Genomic DNA, 23852 nt, shown 5'->3' on the forward strand with positions numbered 1-23852 from the left:
TTTACACTCCCCACAGTACGAATAGGCCAACAGCTACATAGCCGAACGCGATGATATTTAGAATATATTGTAGTCCTGCGCGCAGACCTGTTGCTTTAACATAGTCTGTTAGCACCTGCCATAGGCCGATGCGCACGTGGATCATCACTGCTACTAGTGCTGCCAATGTGAAAACTTTCATAGCTAGGCCGGAGAATAACCCTCGCCATTCGACAAATGTTAGGTTATCGGTGGTTATAAAGAACCACGCCATGAAAACCGAGTACGCGAAAATAATTGCTGCTGTAGCGCGAAGTGAAACGTAGTCTTGTACGCCGTCACGCTTAATGCTTGCTTGGTTGGTTACCATAATGCAACTCCCAATACTACGGTCAGTACAACCCAAAGTGCGATTACTGCTTTAGCACTTGTGTTGCCCGACTCTAATTCTTCCCAGTGACCTAAATCCATAACAACGTGTCTTAGGCCGCCTAGAATGTGATACGTCAGCGCTGAGGCTGTGCCAATTGCGACAAATTTTCCAAGGAAACCGTCCATGATTGCTTGAACGTTCGCGAAACCTTCAGGCGAATGAACAGAAACTGCCCATGCCCAAATAACAAAAAGAAGCGCGAAGAACATTGCAACACCGGTTACACGGTGGAGAATTGACGAAATAGCAGAGGGCGGAAATTTAATAGTATTGAGTTCTAAATTTACTGGTCTTTGCTTTTTCACAATGTATGCCTGTTTAATCCGTAGGGGATAATGAATTTCTTACCTTTATTATGTCCTGAGTAAGTGAATTCGATTTTTAACCTGTTAATTGCCTCATCCACTGAGTTGTTAACAATTTGTGAATTATTCTTTAATGCCTGTAACAGAATAAATATTCTGTTTCCGAGGCACCGCTGAGTATATCCAGCGTAGTATATAATTACAATTTTTTGTGCCGTAGTAAGACTTTAGTCGCTATACGCACTTTTAGAATAATTATTTTGCTAAAAAAGAGATCAAAATTGAGCGCAACACGTTATAACGAGTGCAATTACAGTAAGTCGAAGTTTATCAGTAGCTAAATAGAATAACTATGCATATCAATAAGAAATTAAGCACTTTTAATCTGAATGCGTAATTATTCCTCATGAAAAGGTTACTTTTTAATCTAACCTGTTAATATATTTATTAATCGGTGGTTTACCTTTGTCGAAAACCAATTGATAATTGCACTGTATCGGGCAAAGTGATTTACCAACGAGTTAATTGAACGTTACTGAATTGCTAGTATTTTTTTAAGCAATTCAGAATATTTATTGTTCAAATATGCAATTAAATTGACTTGTTGGTGCATAATAAAGTACAAATACGCCCACTTTTCCCAACGAAGCGGATATTTTCGTCCGTTTTCGCTGCAAACAGAACCATTCTGAGGAGAGCATTTTATGGCAGATCAGAAAGCCATTCTTAAAGCCGGCGGTAAGGAAATCGAGCTTCCTATCTTGTCTGGCACCGAAGGACAAGATGTAATCGATGTCCGTACGTTAGGCCAACACGGTTATTTCACGTACGACCCAGGTTTTATGGCGACAGGATCTTGCGAGTCTTCAATTACCTACATTGATGGCGCTCAAGGTGTTTTATTACACCGCGGTTTCCCTATCGAAGAACTTGCACGTGACGCAGACTACCTAGAAGTTTGTCACATGCTTCTTCACGGTGATGCACCAACAAAAGAACAGTACGAAGAATTTAAAGAGACAATCACTCGTCACACCATGGTACATGAACAAATCAACATGTTCTTCCACGGTTTCCGCAACGACGCGCACCCTATGGCAATGCTATGCGGTACAGTTGGCGCTATGTCTTCGTTCTACCACAGTGATTTAGATGTTTCTAATGAAGAACAGCGCATTCGCAGCGCACACCGTCTAATCGCTAAGATGCCAACACTTGTTGCTATGTGCTACAAGTACAACATCGGTCAACCATTCGTTTACCCACGTAATGACCTTAGCTACGCAGCTAACTTCCTGAACATGATGTTTTCTGTTCCAGCAGAAGAATATCAAATCAGCCCAGCTGTTGAGCGCGCGATGGACCGTATCTTTACGCTTCACGCAGACCACGAACAGAATGCGTCAACGTCTACCGTTCGTCTTGCTGGTTCTTCTGGCGCAAACCCATATGCTTGTATTTCTGCTGGTGTTGCTTCACTTTGGGGTCCTGCTCACGGTGGTGCAAACGAAGCATGTCTAAACATGCTTGAAGAAATCGGCACAGTTGATCGTATCCCTGAGTTTATTGCACGCGCTAAAGACAAGAGCGATCCGTTCCGTCTTATGGGCTTTGGACACCGTGTTTATAAAAACCACGACCCTCGAGCAACGGTAATGCGTGAAAGCTGTCACGAAGTACTAAGCGAACTTAACGTTAAAGATCCACTACTAGAAGTAGCAATGGAACTTGAAAAGATTGCGTTAAGCGACCCTTACTTCGCAGAGAAGAAACTGTTCCCGAATGTAGATTTCTACTCAGGTATCGTTCTTAAGGCAATTGGTATTCCTACCAACATGTTTACGTGTATCTTCGCTCTGTCTCGTACAGTAGGCTGGATTTCACACTGGCATGAAATGATGAGCGATCCTAAACAGAAGATCGGTCGTCCTCGTCAGCTTTACACTGGCCACAGCCAGCGTAAGTACACGCCGATTAAGTAAAAGTTTAGGTTTCACTGAACTAAGTATTATGCTTAATAGTAAAAATAGCGCCTTTATGGCGCTATTTTTGTTTATACAACCACCGTCAAGGAACATCCATGCCCTATTCTGCGGTTTTTTTAGGTATCGCCGGTCTTATTCCTTTTGTAGCAATGCCACTAGCCTATCAGCTTAACTTGTTATCACTAACGCAAAGCGCCGTTTATTTTGTGCAGTACTCAGCTGTGCTGCTATCTTTCTTTGGAGGTATTCATTGGTGGGACGCAGTAAGTAACCAACGCTATGGCAAGCAAATGCTTACCGCAATGCTGCCAACCATTGTAGGATGGCTATGCTTAGTATTCTCACATGATGTAAAAGTTTTTGGCGTGTTATCGCTTAGCTACGTCGCGATATTAATCTATGACAAGTTTACGCTAAGCCTTCCTAGAGAGCAGGTTGTAAGTTATATCAGTTTGCGTATGGGGTTAACTAGCGTTGTGGTTATCTGTCACGCCTGGATGATTTATTTGCTGGTATAGGTATCGTATAGATGTAGAGTGCGTGCTCAAAAACAGTCAGGCTACAGTTACGCATAACCATCACTTAAGAGAATTAAACTACTGATAGTAATGCAAATTTAACAATTTTCTTAGCAAATAAAAAAGGCGATAATAATGAAGCATTATTATCGCCTTTGTTCTTTTTACCTTACAGTATCTTCAGAAGCACAAGGTAATTATTCAGCGCGTATAAGTGAAAGTAACTCTTCTGTTTTTTGTTCCATCAGAGCAATGTCGCCTTTACTTTCAACATTCAATCGAATAACTGGTTCAGTGTTCGATTTACGCAAGTTGAAGCGCCATGTATCGAACTCTAATCCTAATCCGTCAGTCGTGTCGATAACGCTCGCGAGAGATTTATACTTACTGGTTACACGTTCAAGTGCCGCGTCAGCATCTTTAAGTTTACTGTTAATTTCGCCTGACGATGGAAACGCCTGAATACGTTCTTTTACCATACTTGCGAGCGTTTGTTGTTTCACGCATACTAATTCGGCAATTAATAGCCAAGGGATCATGCCTGAATCACAGTAGGCAAAATCTCTAAAGTAATGATGCGCGCTCATTTCTCCGCCGTAAACGGCGTCTTCTTTACGCATACGTTCTTTAATAAACGCATGACCTGTTTTAGATTTAATCGGTGTACCGCCTGCATTCGCTACAATATCTTCTGTGTTCCAGTACACACGTGGGTCATAAATGATTTTGCTGTCGGTGTTTTTTTCAATGAATGCTTCGGCAAGCAAGCCAACAATGTAATACCCTTCAATAAATTCACCATCAGCGTCAAACAAGAAGCAACGATCGAAATCACCATCCCACGCAATACCAAAGTCAGCACCCGACGCTTTAACAGCATCAGCCGTGTCTGCACGGTTTTCAGGTAATAATGGGTTAGGTATACCATTTGGAAAAGTACCATCTGCGTTGTGATGTACTTTTATAAATTCAATCGGTACACCCTGCACTTTCATCTCTTTCTCAATGGCGTCAAGCGCGGGGCCTGCTGCACCATTACCCGCGTTAACCACCACTTTTAACGGCGTGAAATTACTCAAGTTGACGTAAGAAAGCATGTGAGACACATAGTCAGACATACATGACTTAACCGCATATTTATCGGTTTCAGAAAGCTTGTTTTCTTTTACATGAGCCGTACCATTAAAAAACGCATCGGCATCAATTGATGTAGCCTCAGTGTAGTGTGCTAATCGCTCTGACACGAAGCTATCTTCTAACGCTTCCGCTTTCTCTTTTATCGCGTTAAGGCCTGTGTCGCCACTAATTGGAACAGAGCCTGACTTCACCAGTTTCATACCGTTGTAATTAATGGGGTTATGACTTGCCGTTACCTCAATACCACCATCAACGCCAAGGTGTTTAGTAGCGAAGTAAATTTCCTCTGTTCCTGCCATGCCAATATCAGTCACTGTCGCGCCAGCATCGATTAGACCCGCACTTAACGCTAATTTTAATGGTGTTGACGTAAGACGCACATCACTACCAACAACAACAGTTTTCGCATTTAATTCTTGCGCAAAAGCATAGCCAATTCTGTACGCTACATTTTCAGTTAACTGTGAATTCAATTCGCCACGAATATCGTACGCTTTAAAGCAGGTAATTGGGGTTGCCATTTAGATAGAAATTCCCTGTGTATTTATGATTACATTATCGTCTTTCACAACTAAAGCGCGCATACCGCCCCTTTATTATCGTCGTAAAAGAGAGTTTAGACATACCGATATTAAATCATTAGAGGAAGTGAATTACTATTTCAATTTAAATAACACAGCGTTTCGCTATCTCCGTTATCTATCACTGAGTTTAAAGTGCGAGTTCGAAGTAGATACTGTTATGAAGGGCGCCTTGATGTTGATACTTTCGGCAAAAACACTGCTTAGGACTAAAACCATTCTTGATAAGTACTTTTTCAGAAGCAGGATTGTTATCCATGACTTCAGCAGTAAGCCATTTTAAGCCCTTGCTTTTAGCCTCATCAATTAAAAATGAAACACAGCGAGAAGCAATGCCTTTCCCACATTCCTTCTCCGCGACTCGATAGCCAATTTCCGCCTTGTCGCCTGCTCTGTTTCTAATATTAGCACGCGCTAAAATCTGCTTGTTTCGTTGATCATCAACAAGTACATAACCCCAAGCCCTTTTCTGTTGTTGTAAGTAAAGCAATTCGCTAACGTGATAGCCAAGACCCTCTATTGAATAAAACGTCGCCTCTCTTGGTGCTATAGACATTTCAAAATAGGCTTTGTTACTACGCTCAAATTCTAAAAGTGATAGCACGTGTTTTTCGGCGACGCTTTCAAAATGCATTGGCGGTGTTGATCCTTACTGTAATAAACGTTTAGCTTTCAAATTTATCGCGTCCGTGAGGCGCCATAAGATCTTGCTCGGGTCCAACGGGGATAACTTGGGTTGGATTTATCATAGTGTGGCTAAAGTAATAGTGACGTTTAATATGATCGAAGTTCACTGTTTCAGCAATACCCGGTACCTGATAAAGTTCTTTCATATAACCGTAAATATTCGGATAGTCTGCAATCTGCTTTTTATTGCACTTAAAATGCCCATGATAGACAGCGTCAAAGCGAATGAGTGTAGTAAATAAACGCCAGTCGGCTTCTGTAATTTGATTACCAACCAAATAGCGCTGTTTACTCAACCTTTCCTCAACCCTGTCAAGCGAGTCAAACAATGCGATAACTGCCTCTTCATAAGCTTCTTGCGTAGTAGCAAAACCAGCTTTATATACACCGTTATTAATGTCGTGATACACCATGTTGTTGATGGTATCGATTTCTTCGCGCAGTGCTTTAGGATAGTAATCGTCGTCATTATTAGTCAGTGAGTTAAACCCGCTATTGAAAATACGAATTATCTCCGCTGACTCGTTATTGACGATGGTTTCAGTTTGCTTATCCCAAAGAATGGGTACCGTTACACGAGTGGTTATTTCAGGCTTAGCCTTAGTATAAATTTGATGCGCATAATCGAAGTTATAAAGCTTATCACCCGTCGACCCCGGGTAATCTTTAAATTCCCACCCTTGATTAAGCATTTCTGGGTGAACTACAGAAACATCAATATGGGCCTCAAGTCCCTTAAGCTTTCTAAATATAAGCGCTCTGTGGGCCCATGGGCAGGCTAACGAAACGTATAGGTGATAGCGGCCTGACTCAGCTGGGAAGGTTGCTTCGCCGCTTTTGCTAATAGTGTCACGAAACTTAGATGCTTGACGTTCGAATTTGCCGCCGTTCTTACTGGTGTCATACCATTTATCTTGCCATTTTCCATCAACGAGTAAGCCCATATGCCTGCCCCTATTTATTACTTCATTAAACAATGAATTCATTTAAACATGTATTGGGTAGAACGTATGTCGCTTAAAATCGGATTTATTATTCGAAAAAACTGGAGTGTATTGATCTTTAGTGTCCACTTTTGAGATGATGCGCGCCCTGCTAGCGTGCTCGCACGTTTTTGTGTAAACACACGCCTTTGAGTTAGTTTATTTTTAAGTGAAGTGAAACATGTCTGATGATCCACGTTTAGGCGGTATCGTGCGCTTGTATGGCGCGCAGCAAACCAATAATTTAGCCAATAGTCATGTGGCCGTGGTCGGCATTGGTGGTGTAGGAAGTTGGACTGCAGAAGCGCTGGCCCGTTCAGGCGTTGGCACTATCACGCTTATTGATTTGGATGATGTTTGCGTAACGAATACGAATCGACAGATACATGCGCTCTCAAACACTATCGGAGAAGCAAAGGTAGACGCAATTGCAGCTCGAATTAACTTGATTAACCCAGCTTGCAACGTAATCTGTGTCGAGGATTTCGTTACGCCTGAAAATACAGCCACATTGCTAAATAAAGAAATGCACGCTGTAGTTGATGCCACCGACAGTATTCGCGCTAAAGCGGCGATGATAGCTCACTGTAAACGCAATAAAATTCCCATTGTTACGGTTGGCGGTGCAGGCGGTCAAATAGACCCAACTCAAGTCACTAAAGGCGATTTAGCTAAAACGACGCAGGATCCGCTTGCGGCTAAGCTTCGCAGCGAACTTCGTCGTAACTACAACTTCAGTAAGAACCCTAAACGTCGCTTTGGCGTTGAGTGCATCTATTCAACAGAGCAATTGCGCTACCCACAACCTGACGGCTCGGTTTGTTACAACAAATCTGCAATGGAAGGTGGTACTCGACTAGACTGTGCAGGCGGCTTCGGTGCTGTGGTCACGGTAACCGCCACCTTTGGTATGTTTGCCGCTGCAAGTGTAATCAATAGATTAACTGGACAAAAATAGACTTTAGCCGATAACTTACGCACAATAGTTAAAAACTTATAACACCTTGTCCTGCGGGCTTTTTCGGCGTTGGCTTGGTGTACTAAAAGCACTGGTGAGAAGGAGAACAAAATGTCACCTGATGAACTCAATAAATTAATGGCAGATTGCGCGAAGGACGCTGTGGTTACTGCAGCTGATGAGTTCGAAATTGTACTCGACCACTCACCTGCTAGCGTAAAACTTGTAGATGATATTTTACTGAGTTTTGTAGATAAGTATCACGATTTAGCGTTAGAAGATGAAGCGGTGTTCACCATTTGTAATATCTTTGGCGCTTACGTCGGCGAAATTTTAAAAGCGCAGCTAGATGGTCAGTGGATTTACGATCAGTCAAACCCCAAAGCACCTGCCGTTTTTCTTCAGGTTGGTGAAAATACCTATGCTTTAGCAGGTATCTGCTATGAACGTCTGGTTAACGACAGTCAAATAAGCGTTAATTCTTATTATGAACAAGCGCTGGGCAATCATTTAGGCAGCCACTAAATATTCGTCGGCTTTGCACCTAATCAAAATCCAGTGTTGTTAAGTTACGCGGTTGATGGTGCTAAAAGGTACTGGTTCTAAACGACACTAACTTCAGGGATTGGGCGTCTCCCAATCCTCTACCATCCACTTTAGGTGACGACTCTTGGAAATAGCATATAAAGCTATGCTGTAAAAAACGATTTTCACGCCTGTAATGTATTCAAACCCCCAGTGATGGTGCATTGTGTAATATAGCTGAACGCTTAAGAGTGCCAGTACACCCAACTGAGCCAGCGGTATAAACCATTTTCGCCAAGCTAAATACTCTTTTTTCCACAGACGCTCACGCTGACTAACTAAAACCAAAGCAATTAACACGGGAAAACTGGCTGCTAGCCCTAAACCCAAGCTTTCTTTTTGCGGGTAGAAAAATGCGAGTAGTTCACTGGTTTGAGTACGAGAAGCTAGCGAAAATATAAACGCTAACCAATCGATGCAAAGAAGAATAAGCACGCTATATAGCCAACGGGGCGGCAGAATTCTCCCTGATTCATCATAAAAAGCTAGCGGTAATTTGAGCATGTTTTCACTTCTATGTTTTCAACTCTGCATTTTCAAAACGCAAAAAGTCTTGATGGTATTTATTCCTAAGAAGTGACTAAAGTGGGGGTAGACAACGCTTTTTTAAACCTTCTTGGTGTTGCTTTAACCATATAATCTGTCACTTTTATTTTCATGCTTTCAAAAAAGTTTACCTGCGCGCTATTTCAAATATGCGTTAACAACTTATATCGTCAACGCTAAACATATATACTGCGTCTACGCGGGTTTTCCTGTATAATCCGCGGCCATTTTAAGCTCAGTCATTTTCCAGGTGATATTTTAGATGACAGTAGAAACGTTTAATCCAAACAAAGTAGTAAATAAAACCACCACGCTAGAAACGCCAGTGAAGGTATTAAGTGACAACAAACCTTCGCAACAAAGCAATGGCAGTAGAATTGGTTTTGTTAGCTTAGGTTGCCCTAAGAACTTAGTTGATTCTGAGCGTATTCTTACTCAACTTCGCACCGAGGGTTATGACGTCGTCCCTACTTATAACGATGCTGATCTCGTTATCGTTAACACGTGTGGCTTCATTGATGCTGCAGTTGAAGAGTCGCTTGATACCATCGGTGAAGCACTTAAAGAAAATGGTAAAGTTATCGTGACTGGCTGCCTAGGTGTTAAAGAGGACGAAATTAGAGAGCTTCACCCGAACGTGTTAGCGATTACTGGCCCTCACGCCTACGAAACGGTAGTTGAACAAGTACACGATCACCTTCCAAAGCCACAGCACAATCCGTTTGAAGATCTCATTCCTGACCACGGCGTAAAATTAACGCCGCGTCATTATGCGTATTTAAAGATTTCAGAAGGCTGTAACCACCGTTGTACGTTCTGCATTATCCCTTCTATGCGTGGTGACCTTGTCAGCCGCCCAGTGGGTAACGTGCTTGATGAAGCTAAGCGTTTGAAAGACGCTGGTGTTAAAGAGCTATTGGTTATTTCACAAGACACTAGCGCCTATGGTGTTGATGTTAAGCACAGAACGGGGTTCTGGAACGGCATGCCTGTTAAAGCGCACATGCAGCAGCTGTGTGAAAAGCTGGGTGAAATGGGTATTTGGGTCCGTTTACACTATGTATACCCCTACCCGCACGTCGATGACCTTATACCGCTAATGAACGAAGGTAAAATTCTTCCGTACTTGGATATTCCCTTCCAACACGCCAATAAACGCATTCTTAAATTAATGAAGCGCCCAGGCAGTGCCGAGCGCGTTCTTGAACGTGTTAAGAAATGGCGCGAGCAGTGTCCGTCGCTGGTTATTCGCTCAACATTTATTGTTGGCTTTCCGGGCGAAACAGAAGAAGAGTTTGAAGAACTATTGGATTTCCTTCGTGAGGCCCAGCTTGATCGCGTTGGCGCATTTGCCTATTCACCAGTTGAAGGGGCAAGAGCAAACGACCTGCCTGACCCAGTACCAGAAGATATAAAACAAGCCCGCCTTGCGCGCTTTATGGAAGTACAGGGTGAAATCAGTCAAGCTCGTTTACAAGCCAGAATTGGCAACGAATATCAAGTTGTCATTGACAGTGTTGATGCGGAAGGTGCAGTAGGCCGTACATATGCTGACGCACCGGAAGTTGATGGTCTGGTTCATTTAAACGGCGTTTATGACGTAAAACCAGGCGATCGTGTATGGGCTGAAGTAATCCATGCTAACGAGCACGACGTGTGGGCTGTACTATCTGAAGATCAAGACGAACAAGAAGGCGCAGATCCCGCGCTGTAATTTTCGAATAAAAAGCGGTCTATACTCGTAAGTCATCTATTCGTTATTTTTTTAACCCTATCGGCTAATTGCCAGTCGATAGGGTTTTATATATAACAGACCCTATACACTATTATACAAGTAACCCAATCAACGCCACCTTCTGTGGTACGTGAATAAAATATGGCAATGCTCCCCTACATCAAACCGAAACATTTATCCCACTGCTTTTTGTCGTTTGGCATATTGCTCATTTTAACTTTTGTGTTCAGTCAGCGCGCACTAGCCATCACAGAGTGTAAGACTTTACACACCGCGGGAGCAAAACAGTGGTTTCCTTACGCATTTAACAAGTTTGAAGGAAAGCTGAAAGCCTCGGGGATAGCATTTGACGTTCTAACCCTGCTAGCACAGGATTTAGGTGTCACACTAAAAATAGAAACCGGATTACCTTGGAAACGAATAGAATCTAAACTCGATGCGGGCGAGCTTGATATTTTGGCGGGAAACTATTGGAATGAAGCCCGAAGTCGAAAGTGGCTTATCACCGCCCCTTTTGCAGCAGAAGAGGTTTATGTTGTGCTTTCGCCTTCACTGTCGCAAAAACGAGGTACTGACCTTTCACTTAATGCCCTTGCGCAATACATTGGTGTGATGCCGCGCGGTATTAGCTTAGGTGAAAAGTTCGATAGCATTAAATCAAACTTGAATATTATCGAAGTTAAAGACCACGACAAAATGTATGAGATGATGCGTCGACATCGCGCTGACTATGCAGTTTCACCACAAAGTGCAGCACTAAGCCATTTAAAAGAACTGGAAAACAACGGCATGCAAATCAGCGAGTCACCAATATCATCAAACGAGGTGCATTTTGCTATCTCTGCAAAATCCAAATGTGCATCATTATTTCCAGAGTTTAACGCTGCTCTTGGCGCTCGTTTGAAAGATGGGTCTATTGAGCAGATTATTAATACGTACAATCTAACGCGCTAACAAGATAAGACACAACAGAAAGGTGTGGTTAAAAGATAAAAGAGCGCTTAGAGATAAGCGCTCTTTTGATATAAAGCATTTACGTTTGAGTTCTTAGCAGCTTAACATTCAGCCTACCAAGGCAATACTTCACCATTTGAATGAATAAAGCGACCCGAGTTAGTTACATCTAATTCATCAATACGCTGTGACAAACGTTCGGCGCACGTATCGGCATCAATATCCCCTGCTCCGTTTACCATTTCAGTCTGCACGAATCCAGGGTGGAAGATACCTACGGCAATGCCTTTAGGCTTTAAGTCATTCGCCATAGAAACACCCGCTGCATTTAACGCTGCTTTAGACATACGGTAGCCGTAATAACCGCCTGAACCATTGTCAGCCATAGACCCCATGCGACTAGTGATTAACGCAATTTTGCTGTCCTGCGCCATTGCAGGCAGCAGTGTTTGCGTAACAAAAAGTGGGCCCATCGCATTAACGCGAAACTGGTAGTCGATTGTGTTTGGATCCCAGTCATCAAGACTTTCACGTCCAAGTACACCAGCATTGTTGATGAGCAAATCAATGTTAATATCCATTAAAGGGGCAAGCTTTTCAGCCAATGACTCAGGCTGTGATACATCCACGCCTTTGATAATGGTCACACCTGCACTGTTTAGCTCATCACAGCTATTACGACATGTGGCATAAACCTTTGCGCCACGTGCTTTATATTGCTTGGTAAGCGCAAGGCCTATGCCCCTATTGCCACCGGTAATTACTACGTTCATAACGGTTCCCTTGTTACAATGTGTATGCTTTAAAAAGGTTTCATTAACCTTTCACGAGAACTGGCTGATTCATTAGGGCTTATCGCTCAATACAGATAAACGCTAAGCCTTATTTCAGCACTCGTTTCTCGTTATTTTATAGTCTTCAAAAGGCGTTCTAGATCTTCTGGTGTATCAATTCCAACCGGAGGCGGCGCTATCGCAACTTCACAGTGAATTTTATCGCCATACCATATAGCGCGTAGCTGTTCTAATGACTCAATTTGCTCAAGTGAACTAGGTGTATAAGCTACATATTGCTTAATGTATTGAGCGCGGTAGGCATAAATACCTATGTGGCGTTTATACAGCGACGTGTTTGCAGATTGTGGATTCGCCATCATGTGATCCCGCTCGAAGGGAATGGGAGAACGCGAGAAGTAGATTGACTCTCCCTTTTCATTCACCAATACCTTTACGATATTTGGATTAAACACGTCTTCAACACTTTCGATTGGCGTAGACAGTGTAGCCATTTGACACTGAGGCGCATTCGCAAGGTTGTCGGCAACCTGTCTGATATTTTCTGCAGGTATAAAGGGTTCATCACCCTGAACATTCACCACAATAGTAGAGCTTTCAATGCCTTCTTTTTCGACAACCTCAGCAATACGCTCTGTTCCCGATTGATGATCAACTGACGTCATACAGACTTTGGCAAAACCGGCCACTACGTTTTGAATGCGCTCATCGTCGGTTGCCACTATAATGGTATCGGCGCCAGCCTCCTTAGCACGCTCAACGACGTGTTGAATCATTGGTTTACCGCCAATTAACGCTAAAGGTTTCCCTGGAAACCGGCTTGAGCCATACCGAGCGGGTATCACAACTGTAAATGACATAACTTTTATTTGCCCCTACTTACCACTTAATTAAACGTTTTATTAGCGCGTTGCGTCTACTTCGTCTAACGACAATGCAGTTGCTTTACTTTCGATAAGTACAGGGATGCCATCTTTAATATCAAAAGCCAACCTATCGAATCGGCAAATTAACTGAGTGTTGTCTTCACTAAGTACTAATTTTCCCTTACACACTGGGCAAGCCAAAACTTCTAAAAGCTTCTTATCAAAGGCCATTGTTATTATTCCTGTCCGTTTTGGTGAATCTTTAAACCTGCTTTGGCAAGTTTTACGTTTACTAAATTAAAAAAATCTGGTGCCAAATGAGCGGTAACGGGTAAAAACCAGCAATCGTCGTGGGCGAAGGATGCCGCTTTCACCGCATCTTTTTCCGTCATTAACACTCTGCCATTGGGTATATCTGAAGGCGTTATAGCATGATGATCAGCCAATGGAGTGGCAGAAGAAAGTTGAATACCCATTTCTCTAAGCTGAGAAAAAAAGCGCTGGGGAGAACCGATCCCAGCAATTGCGCTGCACGGCACTTTTTTAATCTCTTCAAGCGTTGTGGTTTTCACTCTGTTAGCCACACAGGTAAAATCCCCTGCGACTAACGTCATCAAGTATTGAGGCGCTACGGCATTGTTGAATGTTGGCATTGAACGACTGTTATGAATTAACGCATCAACGGTATTCAATCGCCACTGCCCTTCACGTAGTGGCCCCATTGGCAGCAAAAAACCGCTTCCCACTTTTCTGTCATCCATTACCACAACTTCAACATCGCGATGAAGTGCGTAATGCTGAAGGCCATCATCACAGATAATTAAATCACACTGTAATTCGTCACTTAAGTAAGCGGCCCCGCGTGCGCGAACTGGATCAATTACCACGTCACATTGGCTTCTTATGGCTAATAAACGGGGCTCGTCACCTACTTCAGAGGCATCGTCCTCGCCGTTAACTAGTCGAGGGTAAAACGGCGACTTAGCGCCATACCCGCGACTTAGAATACCAACCTTTACGCCTTGTTTTTGATAGTAATCGGTCAACGCCAGTACAACCGGAGTTTTACCGTTTCCACCTACCGAAATGTTGCCAACTACGATGACAGGAGCACTCGCCTTGTAAGCTTTTTTGAGGCCTACCTTAAAAAACAAGCGGCGAAGTGCTGAGACAAAGTAAAACAACAGCGCAAGCGGTGAGAGAAGCCACACCAAAGGGTGGCCAAAGTACCACTTATCGTGCTTGGTTTTAATTTGCAACTGACTCACTTAGCCTCACCAAATTGCAGTGCGTGCAGCTGTGCGTAATGACCGCCTTTTTCAAGCAACTCATTGTGTTTGCCTTTCTCGAGAATGCGGCCTTGCTCAACCACCATAATACAGTCTGCATTTTCGATGGTAGACAAGCGATGCGCCACAACAATACTGGTACATCGTTTTTGCAGCGTTTCCAGCGCATCTTGAATTAAGCGCTCAGACTCAGTATCAAGGGCAGAAGTCGCTTCGTCCAAAATCAGAATGGGCGCTTCGGCAAGGATTGCACGAGCAATAGCAATACGCTGTCGCTGACCACCCGATAGCATTAGGCCATTTTCACCGATAACCGTATCTAAACCTTCAGGTAGGTTCGATAAAAACTCTTCAACATGCGCCATCTTAGCTGCACTCTCAATGTCTTTTCGAGATACGTTTTCTCTCGCACCATAAGCAATGTTGTTCGCAATGGAATCGTTAAATAGCGTCACATTTTGTGAAACGACTGCAAACTGCGCTCGCAGATTTTTTAGGTCAATGTCGTTAAGCGGCTTGTCGTCTACACGTATTTCACCTTCTTGCGGCACGTAAAAACGCGTAAGCAGCGACGAGATAGTCGATTTACCGCTTCCTGAACGCCCTACTAATGCTATCGATTGGCCAGGGGTTGCAATAAAACTCACATTAGACAATGCAGGTGTCTGTTTGCCCGGGTAAGAAAAGGTTACGTCGTCGAATTCTATCTTACCTGTGGCGCGTTCAACCTTTGTTTTACCTTTGTCTTCTTCGTCTGCTTCATCAAGGATCTCAAAGATACTGGCACACGCTGCCATGCCTTTTTGGAATTGGTTGTTAATGGTAGTGAGTTGTTTTAGAGGCTTCAGCAGCATTACCATGCAAAATACGACATTGATAAATACACCAGCCGTTAGCTTTTCTAGCATGCCTGGCGTACTGGCTATAAACAGAACAACAGCAAGGGCAATCGACGCTATAACCTGAATTGACGATACGCTTAATATAGAGGTCACATGAAGCTTCATCGACTGCTGGCGATTGTGATTATTTTTCTGTTTAAAGCGTTTCTGCTCTATTTCTTGGCCGCCAAACATGATCACAACTTTGTGACCTTTTACCGCCTGCTCTACTGACGACGTAAGGTTGCCCATTGATTTTTGTATGCTTTTGCTAACGATGCGAAAACGTTTACTGACAATAGATACAATCACCGCCACGATAGGGCCAATCAAAAGAAAAATAAGTGAAAGCTGCCATGAGTAATAGAACATGACACATAGCAAACCAATAACCAGCGCGCCTTCTCTGACAAGCGTTAATAAAGCTTTACCAGAGGCGTTAGCCACTTGTTCGGTGTCGTAAGTGACCTTACTTATAAGCCCGCCAACTGCATGATTATCGTGAAATGACACGGGTAAATGGATGTATTTATCGAACAGCTGTTGGCGCATGCGCATAACAACTTGGGCACCAATCCAGTTTAATGTATAGCTGCCTAAGAAATTAAACACGCCGCGCAATAGAAACAAAGGAACGATGGCGTACGCAGCCATCCGAAGATAATCTTTATCGTTATTACCTAGCGATTCATCAATCATTGGCTGTAGCTGTGAAAATACAAAAGTATCTACCGCGGAATAACCAATCATACCGATAATGGCAAACACAAAAGGCACTTTATACGCTTTCAGATACTGTAAAAAGCGCTTAATTTGATAATCCGAGTTGTCGGCTTGTTGCATGTAGTTTTTTTAACCTGTTTAAAACGTTAACGAAAACGCGTTAAGAGTATTGTACTCGTTCTCACTCTAATTCACTAATATAGAGGCAAAATTGGTTAGTCTGCCAACTAACTGAACAATGTGTGGTCACTTCACTATAATACCAACCCTCATAGGTAATTGACCACTCAGAAGGCGCTGGCAAAGTTTCTAGCAAAGCGTAGAAAGGCAGGAATGGCTTTTTACTATATACAGGGTGTTGAAGTACCGGCTTTTGAGGTGTTGCATGTCGATGAGCTAGGGTTGCACTTCTAGATGTCGCGGACTTATGCCTCGTAAATACCAGCGTTTATGCAAGGTATCTCGCTGGGCATCTATACGATAACTGCCCTGAGTAAACGTTGCCCTTACATAGCCGTGATAACTGGTTAGATACTGTTTAACTCCATGGTGATTGTATCGCCTAGCCACTTCACTTGCCGGAAACTGCCAGCGATTTTCGAAACCTTGGGTAAAGATCACAGCCTCTGGTGCAACATACTCTATGAAAATATCAGTAGATGAGGTTTTGCTACCGTGATGGGGGGCAATAAGAATATCAGCACTCAGCTTTGAAAAGCTTGGAATCAAGGCACTTTTTGTTGCCGCCCCCTCTTCTATTTCAGGTGTATTGCTTATTTCACGTGTGCCGTTTATTTCTTGTGTGCTCTTTATTTCACTTGTACCGATTATTTCTTGTGTAATTAGGGCGTACTCACTCGCCTTTTCAATATCACCGGGTATAAGTACGCTGCCAGACTGACTAGATATTTTTACCACACAGGACATGGCGTTATTGTCTTGCGTATTACCCACTGGCGGCCATAAAAACTCAATGGTCAAATTTTGCCATTGGATACGCTTGCCTCGTTCGCATCCCGCGGTAGGCGAATAAAAGCTGGCTTGTGTTGCCAATTTATGAAGCTTAACCGCAGACAAACCTCCCGCGTGATCGTTATCACTATGTGTATGAATAACAACATCGATGCTTGAAACATGTGTACTTTCCAGAAAAGGCAGTAGGTGTGCGGTCGCTGTGTGAGCAATACCGTTAAACTGAGCACCGGAATCAATAATGATTGCTCTACTCCCTCTCGTAATAGCGATCGCGCTAGCTTGGCCAGCATCAAAAACGTGGAGTGCCCAAGGCTCGTTGTTAACGGGTAGCCATTTTTGAATGGAACTAAAAAAAGGAATAGACAGAATAAGGATACATACTTTTTTGTAGCGCCACCTGGGCAAGAGAAAAATAACAAAAGCAGCAAGCAAACAGAGCGTAGCGCCATTACCTTGGTGAACATTAAATGCACTTATTGAAAAGTCACTAAGCAGGTTCAAGAATGACAATAAATATCCCAAACACGCATCACTTATTTGAAATAGTGTGCTTGCTAATTCCTGGACTGGCCCGAAATGAATAAAATGAAGCAGCAACAGTGAGAGTAAACAACTAGGTAGCAGCAAAGTTATAACAGGTAAGGCAATCAAGTTTGCTATTAGCGCAATCATACTCGCACTATCAAACCAGATGAGCGTTAGCGGCATCATTATTAGCGTTAGCGCTATTTGCAACTTTATTAGCGACACATACCATGGTGAGCGCTGTAGCCCCCATGTGGTTACTAAAAACCAAATACACACCACCGCACCTACGCTTAAGTAAAAGCTTGCACTTAACATAGAAAGCGGGAAAAGCAGCAAACTTAACGCCAGCATAGCTAACGCAATATTTATTGGCCGCCATGCATTTCGTGAAAGCGACAATACGCAGCCAATAGCTATAAGAAACCAGGCTCGCACAACGGGCAAGGCACTTCCGCTTAACAGCGCGTAAAAACAACAAATAACCACAAGCAAGCAGAGCACTATGGTTCTAATCGGCGCTTTAATAGTTAATAACTTTGAACGTCGATTAGTTTTGCCCTCTCCATCAACTATTTTTAATGTTAGGCCTGTTACGCTGGCTAAGAAGTACTGCACACTGCCGAATATATTGAAAGCCTGTCTGAGTATGAAAATTATCGGGTTAAAAGCTAGTAAGCATACCCCGGCAATAAGTGATAAGTGCATACCGGATATACTAAATATGTGCCCAGTACCTGTGCGTTGTAACAGTACCCAGTTGCCTTTCGTAAACCCAGCCTTATCGCCAAGCAGTAGCGCCCGCCACCAATTGAGGTTATTGAGATTCAGCGCTTCTAGCGTTGTCGCAAGGTCATAGCGCAATGAATGCTCATGCGCGATTTTATCGTGCTCTATAGATTTAATATATCCAGTGACATGAATAAACTGACTCACCAGCTGCTGCTGGCGGCTTGCGCCAACGGGATTGGCCGTACCGTATGCAGGTTTAAGTTTAACAACCGCTGTAAACATGTCGCCATTGTGCAAACATTTAAGTCCAACAGATTTTTCTGACGCTTGCGGTCTCACGTGCTGCTTTACATCATCTATATCACGCTGTGAACGAAGCCCTCTCTCAACATTGTCACTTAAATACTTGTATTGCTTGTGAGCAAGTCGAGCTTTAAAGTTGAAAGCATTAGAAAAAACTGCTTTAAACGGTGTTGGTACTACGCCATCATCTAAAAATGTCGCGACCCTCTCACCATTCACCGACGCGATGCTTACCACATAATGAAAAGCGGCGTCTGGGTTGTTACTTTTATTAGAAACGCACCCCTGCGATAAAACTCGCCCCGATATTGTGACATCTTGTTGAATTTTACCCTTGGGCAGTTGCCAAGCGTAGTAAAAATGCCCTACACTCGCCACCCACAGTACGCCGAGTATTAAGCCACTCACTGCACAACATAGCTGCACATCAAAAATGGTCTTATTGGACCTAGGTTTTTCTATAGAAAACAGTAAGATGACAGCAATAGCTATCACCAATATGGCAATCATCAACGCCATAGTGTGGGTACTTGGAAGTTTTTGCCATAAAACTGCACTTATTGCGCCAACGCAAAAACAGCTTAGGCAAATTGTGATACGATTGACCATGTTTTCACGTAGCAATTGACAGTAAGTGAACGTTGCTAGTGCAAAACCGTGCTGCGCAATCCCGTTTGCTGTTGTTTTTTCTGTGTTTTTTGTTTTTATTTTCGAGATGCATTGATATTTATGCCTAAGAAATTTATTCGACGTTTTTTGCCAGATCACCAAAGCATTAAGCAAAACAAAGCGTTAAAAATATTTGGTAGCGTATTGCACGAACCCAATTTATGGCACCTGAACCGTCGCTCTGCATCTGGTGCGTTTGGCATAGGTTTGTTCTTTGCTTTTTGGCCTGTGCCGTTTCAAATGTGGCTTTCTGCAGGTTTAGCTATTCCTTTTCGAGCAAACCTTCCCTTGTCTGTCGCAACAGTCTGGGTGACAAATCCATTTACCATTCCCCCCATATTTTATGGTGCTTACAAAGTGGGTACTACTGTACTTGGGACCAAACCTGAGCATTTTGAATTCCAGTTTAGCTGGCAGTGGGTGGTAGAAAGCATTAACACCATTGGCCCCGCCTTTTTGGTTGGTTGTGGTATTTGCTCTGTGGTTTTCGGATTGGCGGGTTACTTTTCGTTAAACTGGGTGTGGCGTTTTCAAGTGAAAAAAGCGTGGGAAAGACGCAGGCAAATGCGTAATCAGACGGCTCAATAACAAAGCCCCCTCGAGCAAATAGCAGCAAGAGCAAATAGCAGCATTTGCTTTCGATAAGAACTAAAAAAAACGCCACATTTCAATGTGGCTTTTTTTTAGTTCTTATCGGAAGTGAGACTTGAGAATACCTGTGTTTTACAACTGAACTGCGTTAGGCTGAAGAAAACTGACGAAAAGCACTATCAAAGAGACTTCGGCCTGAAAGCATTCTTAGCGTTTAGTTCACAGATCTATTATTCATGCTCAGCGAGGAAGGCGACTAACGCGGCTTCATCCCACACTTCGACATCAAGCTCTTGCGCTTTGGTTAGTTTAGAACCCGCTTTTTCACCCGCCACTAAGAAGTCAGTATTCTTACTTACTGAGCCTGCCACTTTTGCACCTAATAATTGAAGACGAGCTTTAGCATCTGAACGGCCCATTTCACTTAGCGTGCCGGTAATAACACAGGTTTTGCCTTCAAGTGGCAAATTATCTGAATCGGGCTTTTCAATGGCAGGCCAATTGATTCCTTCATTTAAAAGTGCGTCAATCACATCGGTATTATGCGACTCATTAAAGAAGTTGAATATATGGGTAGCTACCACCTCGCCCACATCCTGCACTTCTACTAAAGCTTCTAATGAAGCTTCACGAATCGCTTCCAAGGTTTCAAAATGCGCAGCTAAGTTTGCCGCCGTCGCTTCACCTACTTCACGGATCCCCAATGCATATAGGAATTTGGCTAAGGTAGTTTGTTTTGATGCTTCAAGAGATGCCAAAAGCTTGCTTGCAGACTTCTCAGCCATTCGCTCTAAGCCAACAACGTCACCTAATGACAGGGTAAAGAAGTCTGCGGGACTGTGCACAAGATCAGCATCTACTAACTGGTCGACAAGCTTATCGCCCAGGCCATCGATATCAAACGCTTTACGCGAAGCAAAGTGTTTAAGCGCCTGCTTGCGCTGCGCGGCACAAATTAACCCTCCGGTACAGCGAGCGACTGCTTCATCTTCAAGCTTTTCAACCTGCGAGTCACACACTGGGCACTGACTTGGGAAACTAATGTCAGTCTCATTACCCGTGCGATTTGCTTCAACCACAGAAACTACCTGAGGAATAACATCACCGGCGCGACGAATAACAACAGTGTCGCCAACTTTAACGCCTAATCTGGAAATTTCATCCTGATTATGAAGTGTGGCATTAGACACGGTAACGCCACCTACAAAAACAGGCTCTAAGCGCGCTACGGGTGTTATTGCCCCCGTCCTGCCCACTTGAAACTCAACGTCCACCAGTTTAGTTACTTCCTCTTGCGCACGAAACTTCTGCGCAATCGCCCAGCGTGGCGCGCGGGCTACAAACCCAAGGGTATTTTGCAATTCAATACGGTCTACTTTAAACACGACGCCATCAATGTCATAAGGCAAGTTATCGCGCTTTTCCAGAATGTGGTTGTAATAGTTTAGACAACCCTTACCGCCTTCAGCAGTGTCAATGTCTGGGCACAATGGCAGCCCCCATTTACCTAATTGTGCAAGGCGCGCGCTGTGGGTTGTAGGTAGTTCAAAGCTTTCTGGTTGTACTACGCCTAGTGAGTACGCATAGAACATCAGCGGGCGTTTAGCGGTGATTTTTGAGTCTAACTGACGCAAACTTCCGGCTGCGGCGTTCCGCGGGTTGGCAAAGACCTTACCGCCCGTTTCTTTTTGATGTTCGTTTAATTTTGCAAAGCCATCTCGCGGCATAAACACTTCACCACGCACCTCGACGCGAACTGGATAGTGGTCGCCACGAAGGGTTAAAGGTACATTTGAAATAGTACGCACGTTAGCAGTGATGTTTTCGCCTACCTGTCCATCGCCCCGCGTTGCAGCGCGAACTAATTCACCGTTTTCGTACAAAATACTCACGGCTAAGCCATCTAATTTAGGCTCACAGCTAAAATCCAAAGTAGCAGTATCTTTAAGCCTGTCTTTTAAGCGCTTCTCAAATGCCAATAGAGACTCTTCATCAAAGGCGTTATCTAGCGACAGCATAGGCACATCGTGAGTCACTTGCTCAAATGCAGACAGCGCAGCGCCTCCCACCTTTTGGCTTGGAGAATTTGGGCTATGTAACTCAGGATATTGTTTTTCAAGCGCTATTAGCGCCTGCATATCTCTATCATAAACGGCATCGGGAACCGAAGGATCGTCTAGTACATAGTACTGGTAATTGTATTCATTTAACGTGTTGCGAAGTTGAGCAACTTGTTGCTTTGCTTGTTCTAAAGAGTCTGACATGGAGTTGTTTTCACGCCGTATAAATAATTAAAAGTTTTACAATTTGTAGCTTAGGTGACTTAACCTAAACGACCTTTTGTTTCAAATGAGGCATTAAACCGCCGTCTTTTTAGTCGGCTAGTATAATTTGTAGCCTCTCTATAGCGCTATTTAATAGAAAAGGACCTGGGTATGAGCCAAGTCCTTTTTATTACGCTAACACGCAAGCACGTACAAAGCGTGCGATATAGACAGTTGAATAGCTTACGTTAGCCGCGAGCAATCATACGCTTGCGTTCAAATTCACGAATTTTTTCAACGTATTGCTGTAAGCCTTGTTTAGTTAACACGCTTCGACGCCCGTCTAATACCTGAGCACCAAACTCGTCCGCCAACTTACGAGCCGCGTTGTGCATCATATTGAATACTTGATGAGGGTCGCCTTCAATGGGCAATATCATAAACAAAGATACACCTTGGGTCTCAAAATTTTCCAGATTATCAATATCAAAAACACCAGGTTTAAACATATTGGCTAGACTAAATAATACTGGCCCCTTGCCATTGGAGTTTACGTGACGATGGAAGATATCCTGGTCGCCAAACTTAAACCCTAGTGTAAGCAGCATAGGTAAAAGCGCAGCACCAGAAATTGGCTCACCTTCTGGCGTTCTTACGTTCAACACCAATACTTCAGGTTCAACATTAGATGACTTCACCGGCTCAGAAGTGCTGCTCGCACCGTCGCTATGTGTATCATTTGCACTAAAGCTCTCTTCACCAAAATCAGTGTTACCTTGCTCACTGGTGTCGAAGTCAATGCGCATTTGGTCATCACCAAAATTAGGCTCTTCCCGCTTTTTAATCGGTGTTTTACTGCGCTTACTACGTGCAAAACGCCGCGGCTGTTCATTTTCTTCCTGGCTACTCCGTGATGAAGATGCATCGTCTTGAGCGTCTAAACTAAAGTCAGCGACTTCTCGCTCGTTTTTAGTTGGCGCTTGAACTGTTGCAGGTTCTTCTTTAAGCGTAGGGTCTATATAAAACTTTTGTGCAGAACGAACGGGTGCTGAATGAGCCTGTTCGGGATGTGCCGTTGTTTGATTATCAGAGTACCCGTCATTTGCGCTATTCGCGTTATTTGCGTTTGATGACGCTGTATAAGACGCGCCTTGCGTACTTTCTTCGCGCTGTGCTTGTGACTCTGACTGAGCTTCATCGTCGCCTTCCCGAAGCAGGAAACCTGGAGGTTCTGGGAAAGCAGCAACGTTGTCATCGCTTTTATTTGATGCCGTATCAAAAGAGCGAGCCTGCCCTTTCATGTGTGGCTTGGGGTTCGTTACCACTGAACCATACAGCTTGGGCGCTTCTTGAGCGTCTTCTTTTTCGCTCCTTTTTTCGCCTTCTGTTCCACCCACTTTTACGGCTGGCGATATCGACGAATTATCATTGCTGCTGGCATTAGCGTGCCCTTCGCCAGCGTCGTCTTCATGGCTATGGATGTCACTCGACGAAGCATATTGAGAAGAGTGATTGCTCTCATCGTTGCCGAATTTTTTATGTTCGCTGCCGTTATCGGGATTATTCAAAGTGTCATCAAACGATGGGCTCGAAGCTGCACTGTTCTCATCTGCTCTATTATGCGAGCTTTGCGAATTGCTAACCACTCGAACCGCACCAATACCAAGCTCATCAAAGCCTTCCTGAGCTTCGGTTTCTAATTCGCCATCATCATCCTGCCATTGTCGGGGCTCTAAGCGCTCTTTTTCCGAAGGCTTACCGTTTTTACGAATTTTCCAAATACCGTGGGCAAGCACAGCAATGATAAAAACCGTGCCTCCAAGGAGTAAAAATAGACGTAATTGATCTTCCATT

21 protein-coding genes are annotated in these 23852 nt (G+C 43.6%); 7 read left to right on the forward strand and 14 right to left on the reverse strand.

The window, feature by feature from the left end:
* Window position 1: 1 nt before the first annotated feature.
* Together sdhD and sdhC are read right to left on the reverse strand one after the other, a co-directional pair.
* Window positions 2–349, reverse strand: coding sequence for a succinate dehydrogenase, hydrophobic membrane anchor protein (sdhD, locus tag ACXACS_RS12075; protein WP_269917142.1), 348 nt, complete (start codon window positions 347–349; stop codon window positions 2–4).
* On the reverse strand, window positions 343–717 hold the full coding sequence (sdhC, locus tag ACXACS_RS12080; protein WP_071814724.1) for a succinate dehydrogenase, cytochrome b556 subunit: 375 nt from the start codon (window positions 715–717) through the stop codon (window positions 343–345). Before sdhC ends, sdhD begins: the two co-directional genes overlap by 7 nt.
* Window positions 718–1421: 704 nt before the next feature.
* Between sdhC and ACXACS_RS12085 the strand changes: the two genes are divergently transcribed.
* Both ACXACS_RS12085 and ACXACS_RS12090 read left to right on the forward strand, forming a co-directional pair.
* Window positions 1422–2699, forward strand: coding sequence for a citrate synthase (locus ACXACS_RS12085; protein WP_474806861.1), 1278 nt, complete (start codon window positions 1422–1424; stop codon window positions 2697–2699).
* Window positions 2700–2797: 98 nt separating this feature from the next.
* Window positions 2798–3220: a DUF3429 domain-containing protein gene (locus ACXACS_RS12090; protein ID WP_474806862.1), complete on the forward strand. Its 423-nt coding sequence runs from the start codon at window positions 2798–2800 to the stop codon at window positions 3218–3220.
* A 197-nt stretch (window positions 3221–3417) separates the two neighbouring features.
* Here ACXACS_RS12090 and ACXACS_RS12095 read toward each other — a convergent pair whose 3' ends face one another.
* The 3 genes from ACXACS_RS12095 to ACXACS_RS12105 form a co-directional block, all read right to left on the reverse strand.
* Complete coding sequence (locus ACXACS_RS12095; RefSeq protein WP_474806864.1) at window positions 3418–4878, reverse strand: phosphohexomutase domain-containing protein; 1461 nt, start codon at window positions 4876–4878, stop codon at window positions 3418–3420.
* Window positions 4879–5068: 190 nt separating this feature from the next.
* Window positions 5069–5572: a GNAT family N-acetyltransferase gene (locus tag ACXACS_RS12100; protein ID WP_474806865.1), complete on the reverse strand. Its 504-nt coding sequence runs from the start codon at window positions 5570–5572 to the stop codon at window positions 5069–5071.
* 31 nt (window positions 5573–5603) lie between these two features.
* On the reverse strand, window positions 5604–6569 hold the full coding sequence (locus ACXACS_RS12105) for a glutathione S-transferase family protein (protein WP_474806867.1): 966 nt from the start codon (window positions 6567–6569) through the stop codon (window positions 5604–5606).
* 220 nt (window positions 6570–6789) lie between these two features.
* On the opposite strand from ACXACS_RS12105, the gene tcdA reads away from it, so the two are divergent.
* Together tcdA and ACXACS_RS12115 are read left to right on the forward strand one after the other, a co-directional pair.
* The gene (gene tcdA, locus ACXACS_RS12110) at window positions 6790–7566 is read left to right on the forward strand and encodes a tRNA cyclic N6-threonylcarbamoyladenosine(37) synthase TcdA (RefSeq protein WP_179983388.1); all 777 of its coding nucleotides are present in this window, start codon (window positions 6790–6792) and stop codon (window positions 7564–7566) included.
* A gap of 111 nt (window positions 7567–7677) precedes the next feature.
* On the forward strand, window positions 7678–8091 hold the full coding sequence (locus tag ACXACS_RS12115; RefSeq protein WP_474806870.1) for a hypothetical protein: 414 nt from the start codon (window positions 7678–7680) through the stop codon (window positions 8089–8091).
* Between the two features lie 93 nt (window positions 8092–8184).
* Here ACXACS_RS12115 and ACXACS_RS12120 read toward each other — a convergent pair whose 3' ends face one another.
* On the reverse strand, window positions 8185–8655 hold the full coding sequence (locus ACXACS_RS12120) for a DUF2919 family protein (RefSeq protein ID WP_474806872.1): 471 nt from the start codon (window positions 8653–8655) through the stop codon (window positions 8185–8187).
* Window positions 8656–8959: 304 nt separating this feature from the next.
* On the opposite strand from ACXACS_RS12120, the gene rimO reads away from it, so the two are divergent.
* On the forward strand, window positions 8960–10411 hold the full coding sequence (rimO, locus tag ACXACS_RS12125; RefSeq protein ID WP_474806874.1) for a 30S ribosomal protein S12 methylthiotransferase RimO: 1452 nt from the start codon (window positions 8960–8962) through the stop codon (window positions 10409–10411).
* 162 nt (window positions 10412–10573) lie between these two features.
* Window positions 10574–11386 carry a substrate-binding periplasmic protein gene (locus ACXACS_RS12130; protein ID WP_474806876.1) on the forward strand — a complete coding sequence of 271 codons (813 nt, stop codon included), beginning with the start codon at window positions 10574–10576 and terminating at the stop codon, window positions 11384–11386.
* Window positions 11387–11499: 113 nt separating this feature from the next.
* Here ACXACS_RS12130 and ACXACS_RS12135 read toward each other — a convergent pair whose 3' ends face one another.
* From ACXACS_RS12135 to ACXACS_RS12160, 6 genes are all read right to left on the reverse strand, one after another.
* Window positions 11500–12159, reverse strand: coding sequence for an SDR family oxidoreductase (locus tag ACXACS_RS12135; protein WP_474806878.1), 660 nt, complete (start codon window positions 12157–12159; stop codon window positions 11500–11502).
* A 131-nt stretch (window positions 12160–12290) separates the two neighbouring features.
* Window positions 12291–13040 carry a 3-deoxy-manno-octulosonate cytidylyltransferase gene (kdsB, locus tag ACXACS_RS12140; RefSeq protein ID WP_474806880.1) on the reverse strand — a complete coding sequence of 250 codons (750 nt, stop codon included), beginning with the start codon at window positions 13038–13040 and terminating at the stop codon, window positions 12291–12293.
* A gap of 42 nt (window positions 13041–13082) precedes the next feature.
* Window positions 13083–13277, reverse strand: a complete 195-nt coding sequence (locus ACXACS_RS12145) for a Trm112 family protein (RefSeq protein WP_474806882.1) — start codon at window positions 13275–13277, stop codon at window positions 13083–13085.
* 5 nt (window positions 13278–13282) lie between these two features.
* The gene (lpxK, locus tag ACXACS_RS12150; protein WP_474806884.1) at window positions 13283–14314 is read right to left on the reverse strand and encodes a tetraacyldisaccharide 4'-kinase; all 1032 of its coding nucleotides are present in this window, start codon (window positions 14312–14314) and stop codon (window positions 13283–13285) included.
* On the reverse strand, window positions 14311–16059 hold the full coding sequence (gene msbA / locus ACXACS_RS12155; RefSeq protein WP_474806886.1) for a lipid A export permease/ATP-binding protein MsbA: 1749 nt from the start codon (window positions 16057–16059) through the stop codon (window positions 14311–14313). The genes lpxK and msbA overlap by 4 nt, the downstream gene beginning before the upstream one ends.
* 276 nt (window positions 16060–16335) lie before the next feature.
* Window positions 16336–18993 carry a ComEC/Rec2 family competence protein gene (locus tag ACXACS_RS12160; protein ID WP_474806888.1) on the reverse strand — a complete coding sequence of 886 codons (2658 nt, stop codon included), beginning with the start codon at window positions 18991–18993 and terminating at the stop codon, window positions 16336–16338.
* A gap of 210 nt (window positions 18994–19203) precedes the next feature.
* Between ACXACS_RS12160 and ACXACS_RS12165 the strand changes: the two genes are divergently transcribed.
* A complete protein-coding gene (locus ACXACS_RS12165) occupies window positions 19204–19731 on the forward strand; it encodes a DUF2062 domain-containing protein (RefSeq protein WP_179983377.1) in 528 nt (175 codons plus the stop codon).
* 233 nt (window positions 19732–19964) lie between these two features.
* On the opposite strand, the gene ligA is transcribed toward ACXACS_RS12165, so the two are convergent.
* Together ligA and zipA are read right to left on the reverse strand one after the other, a co-directional pair.
* Window positions 19965–21998, reverse strand: coding sequence for an NAD-dependent DNA ligase LigA (ligA, locus tag ACXACS_RS12170; protein WP_474806891.1), 2034 nt, complete (start codon window positions 21996–21998; stop codon window positions 19965–19967).
* A gap of 248 nt (window positions 21999–22246) precedes the next feature.
* Entirely contained in the window at window positions 22247–23851 is a 1605-nt protein-coding gene (gene zipA / locus ACXACS_RS12175; protein WP_474806893.1) for a cell division protein ZipA, read from the reverse strand.
* Window position 23852 lies beyond the last annotated feature (1 nt).

The organism is Alteromonas sp. AWM4_230 (assembly GCF_056158305.1).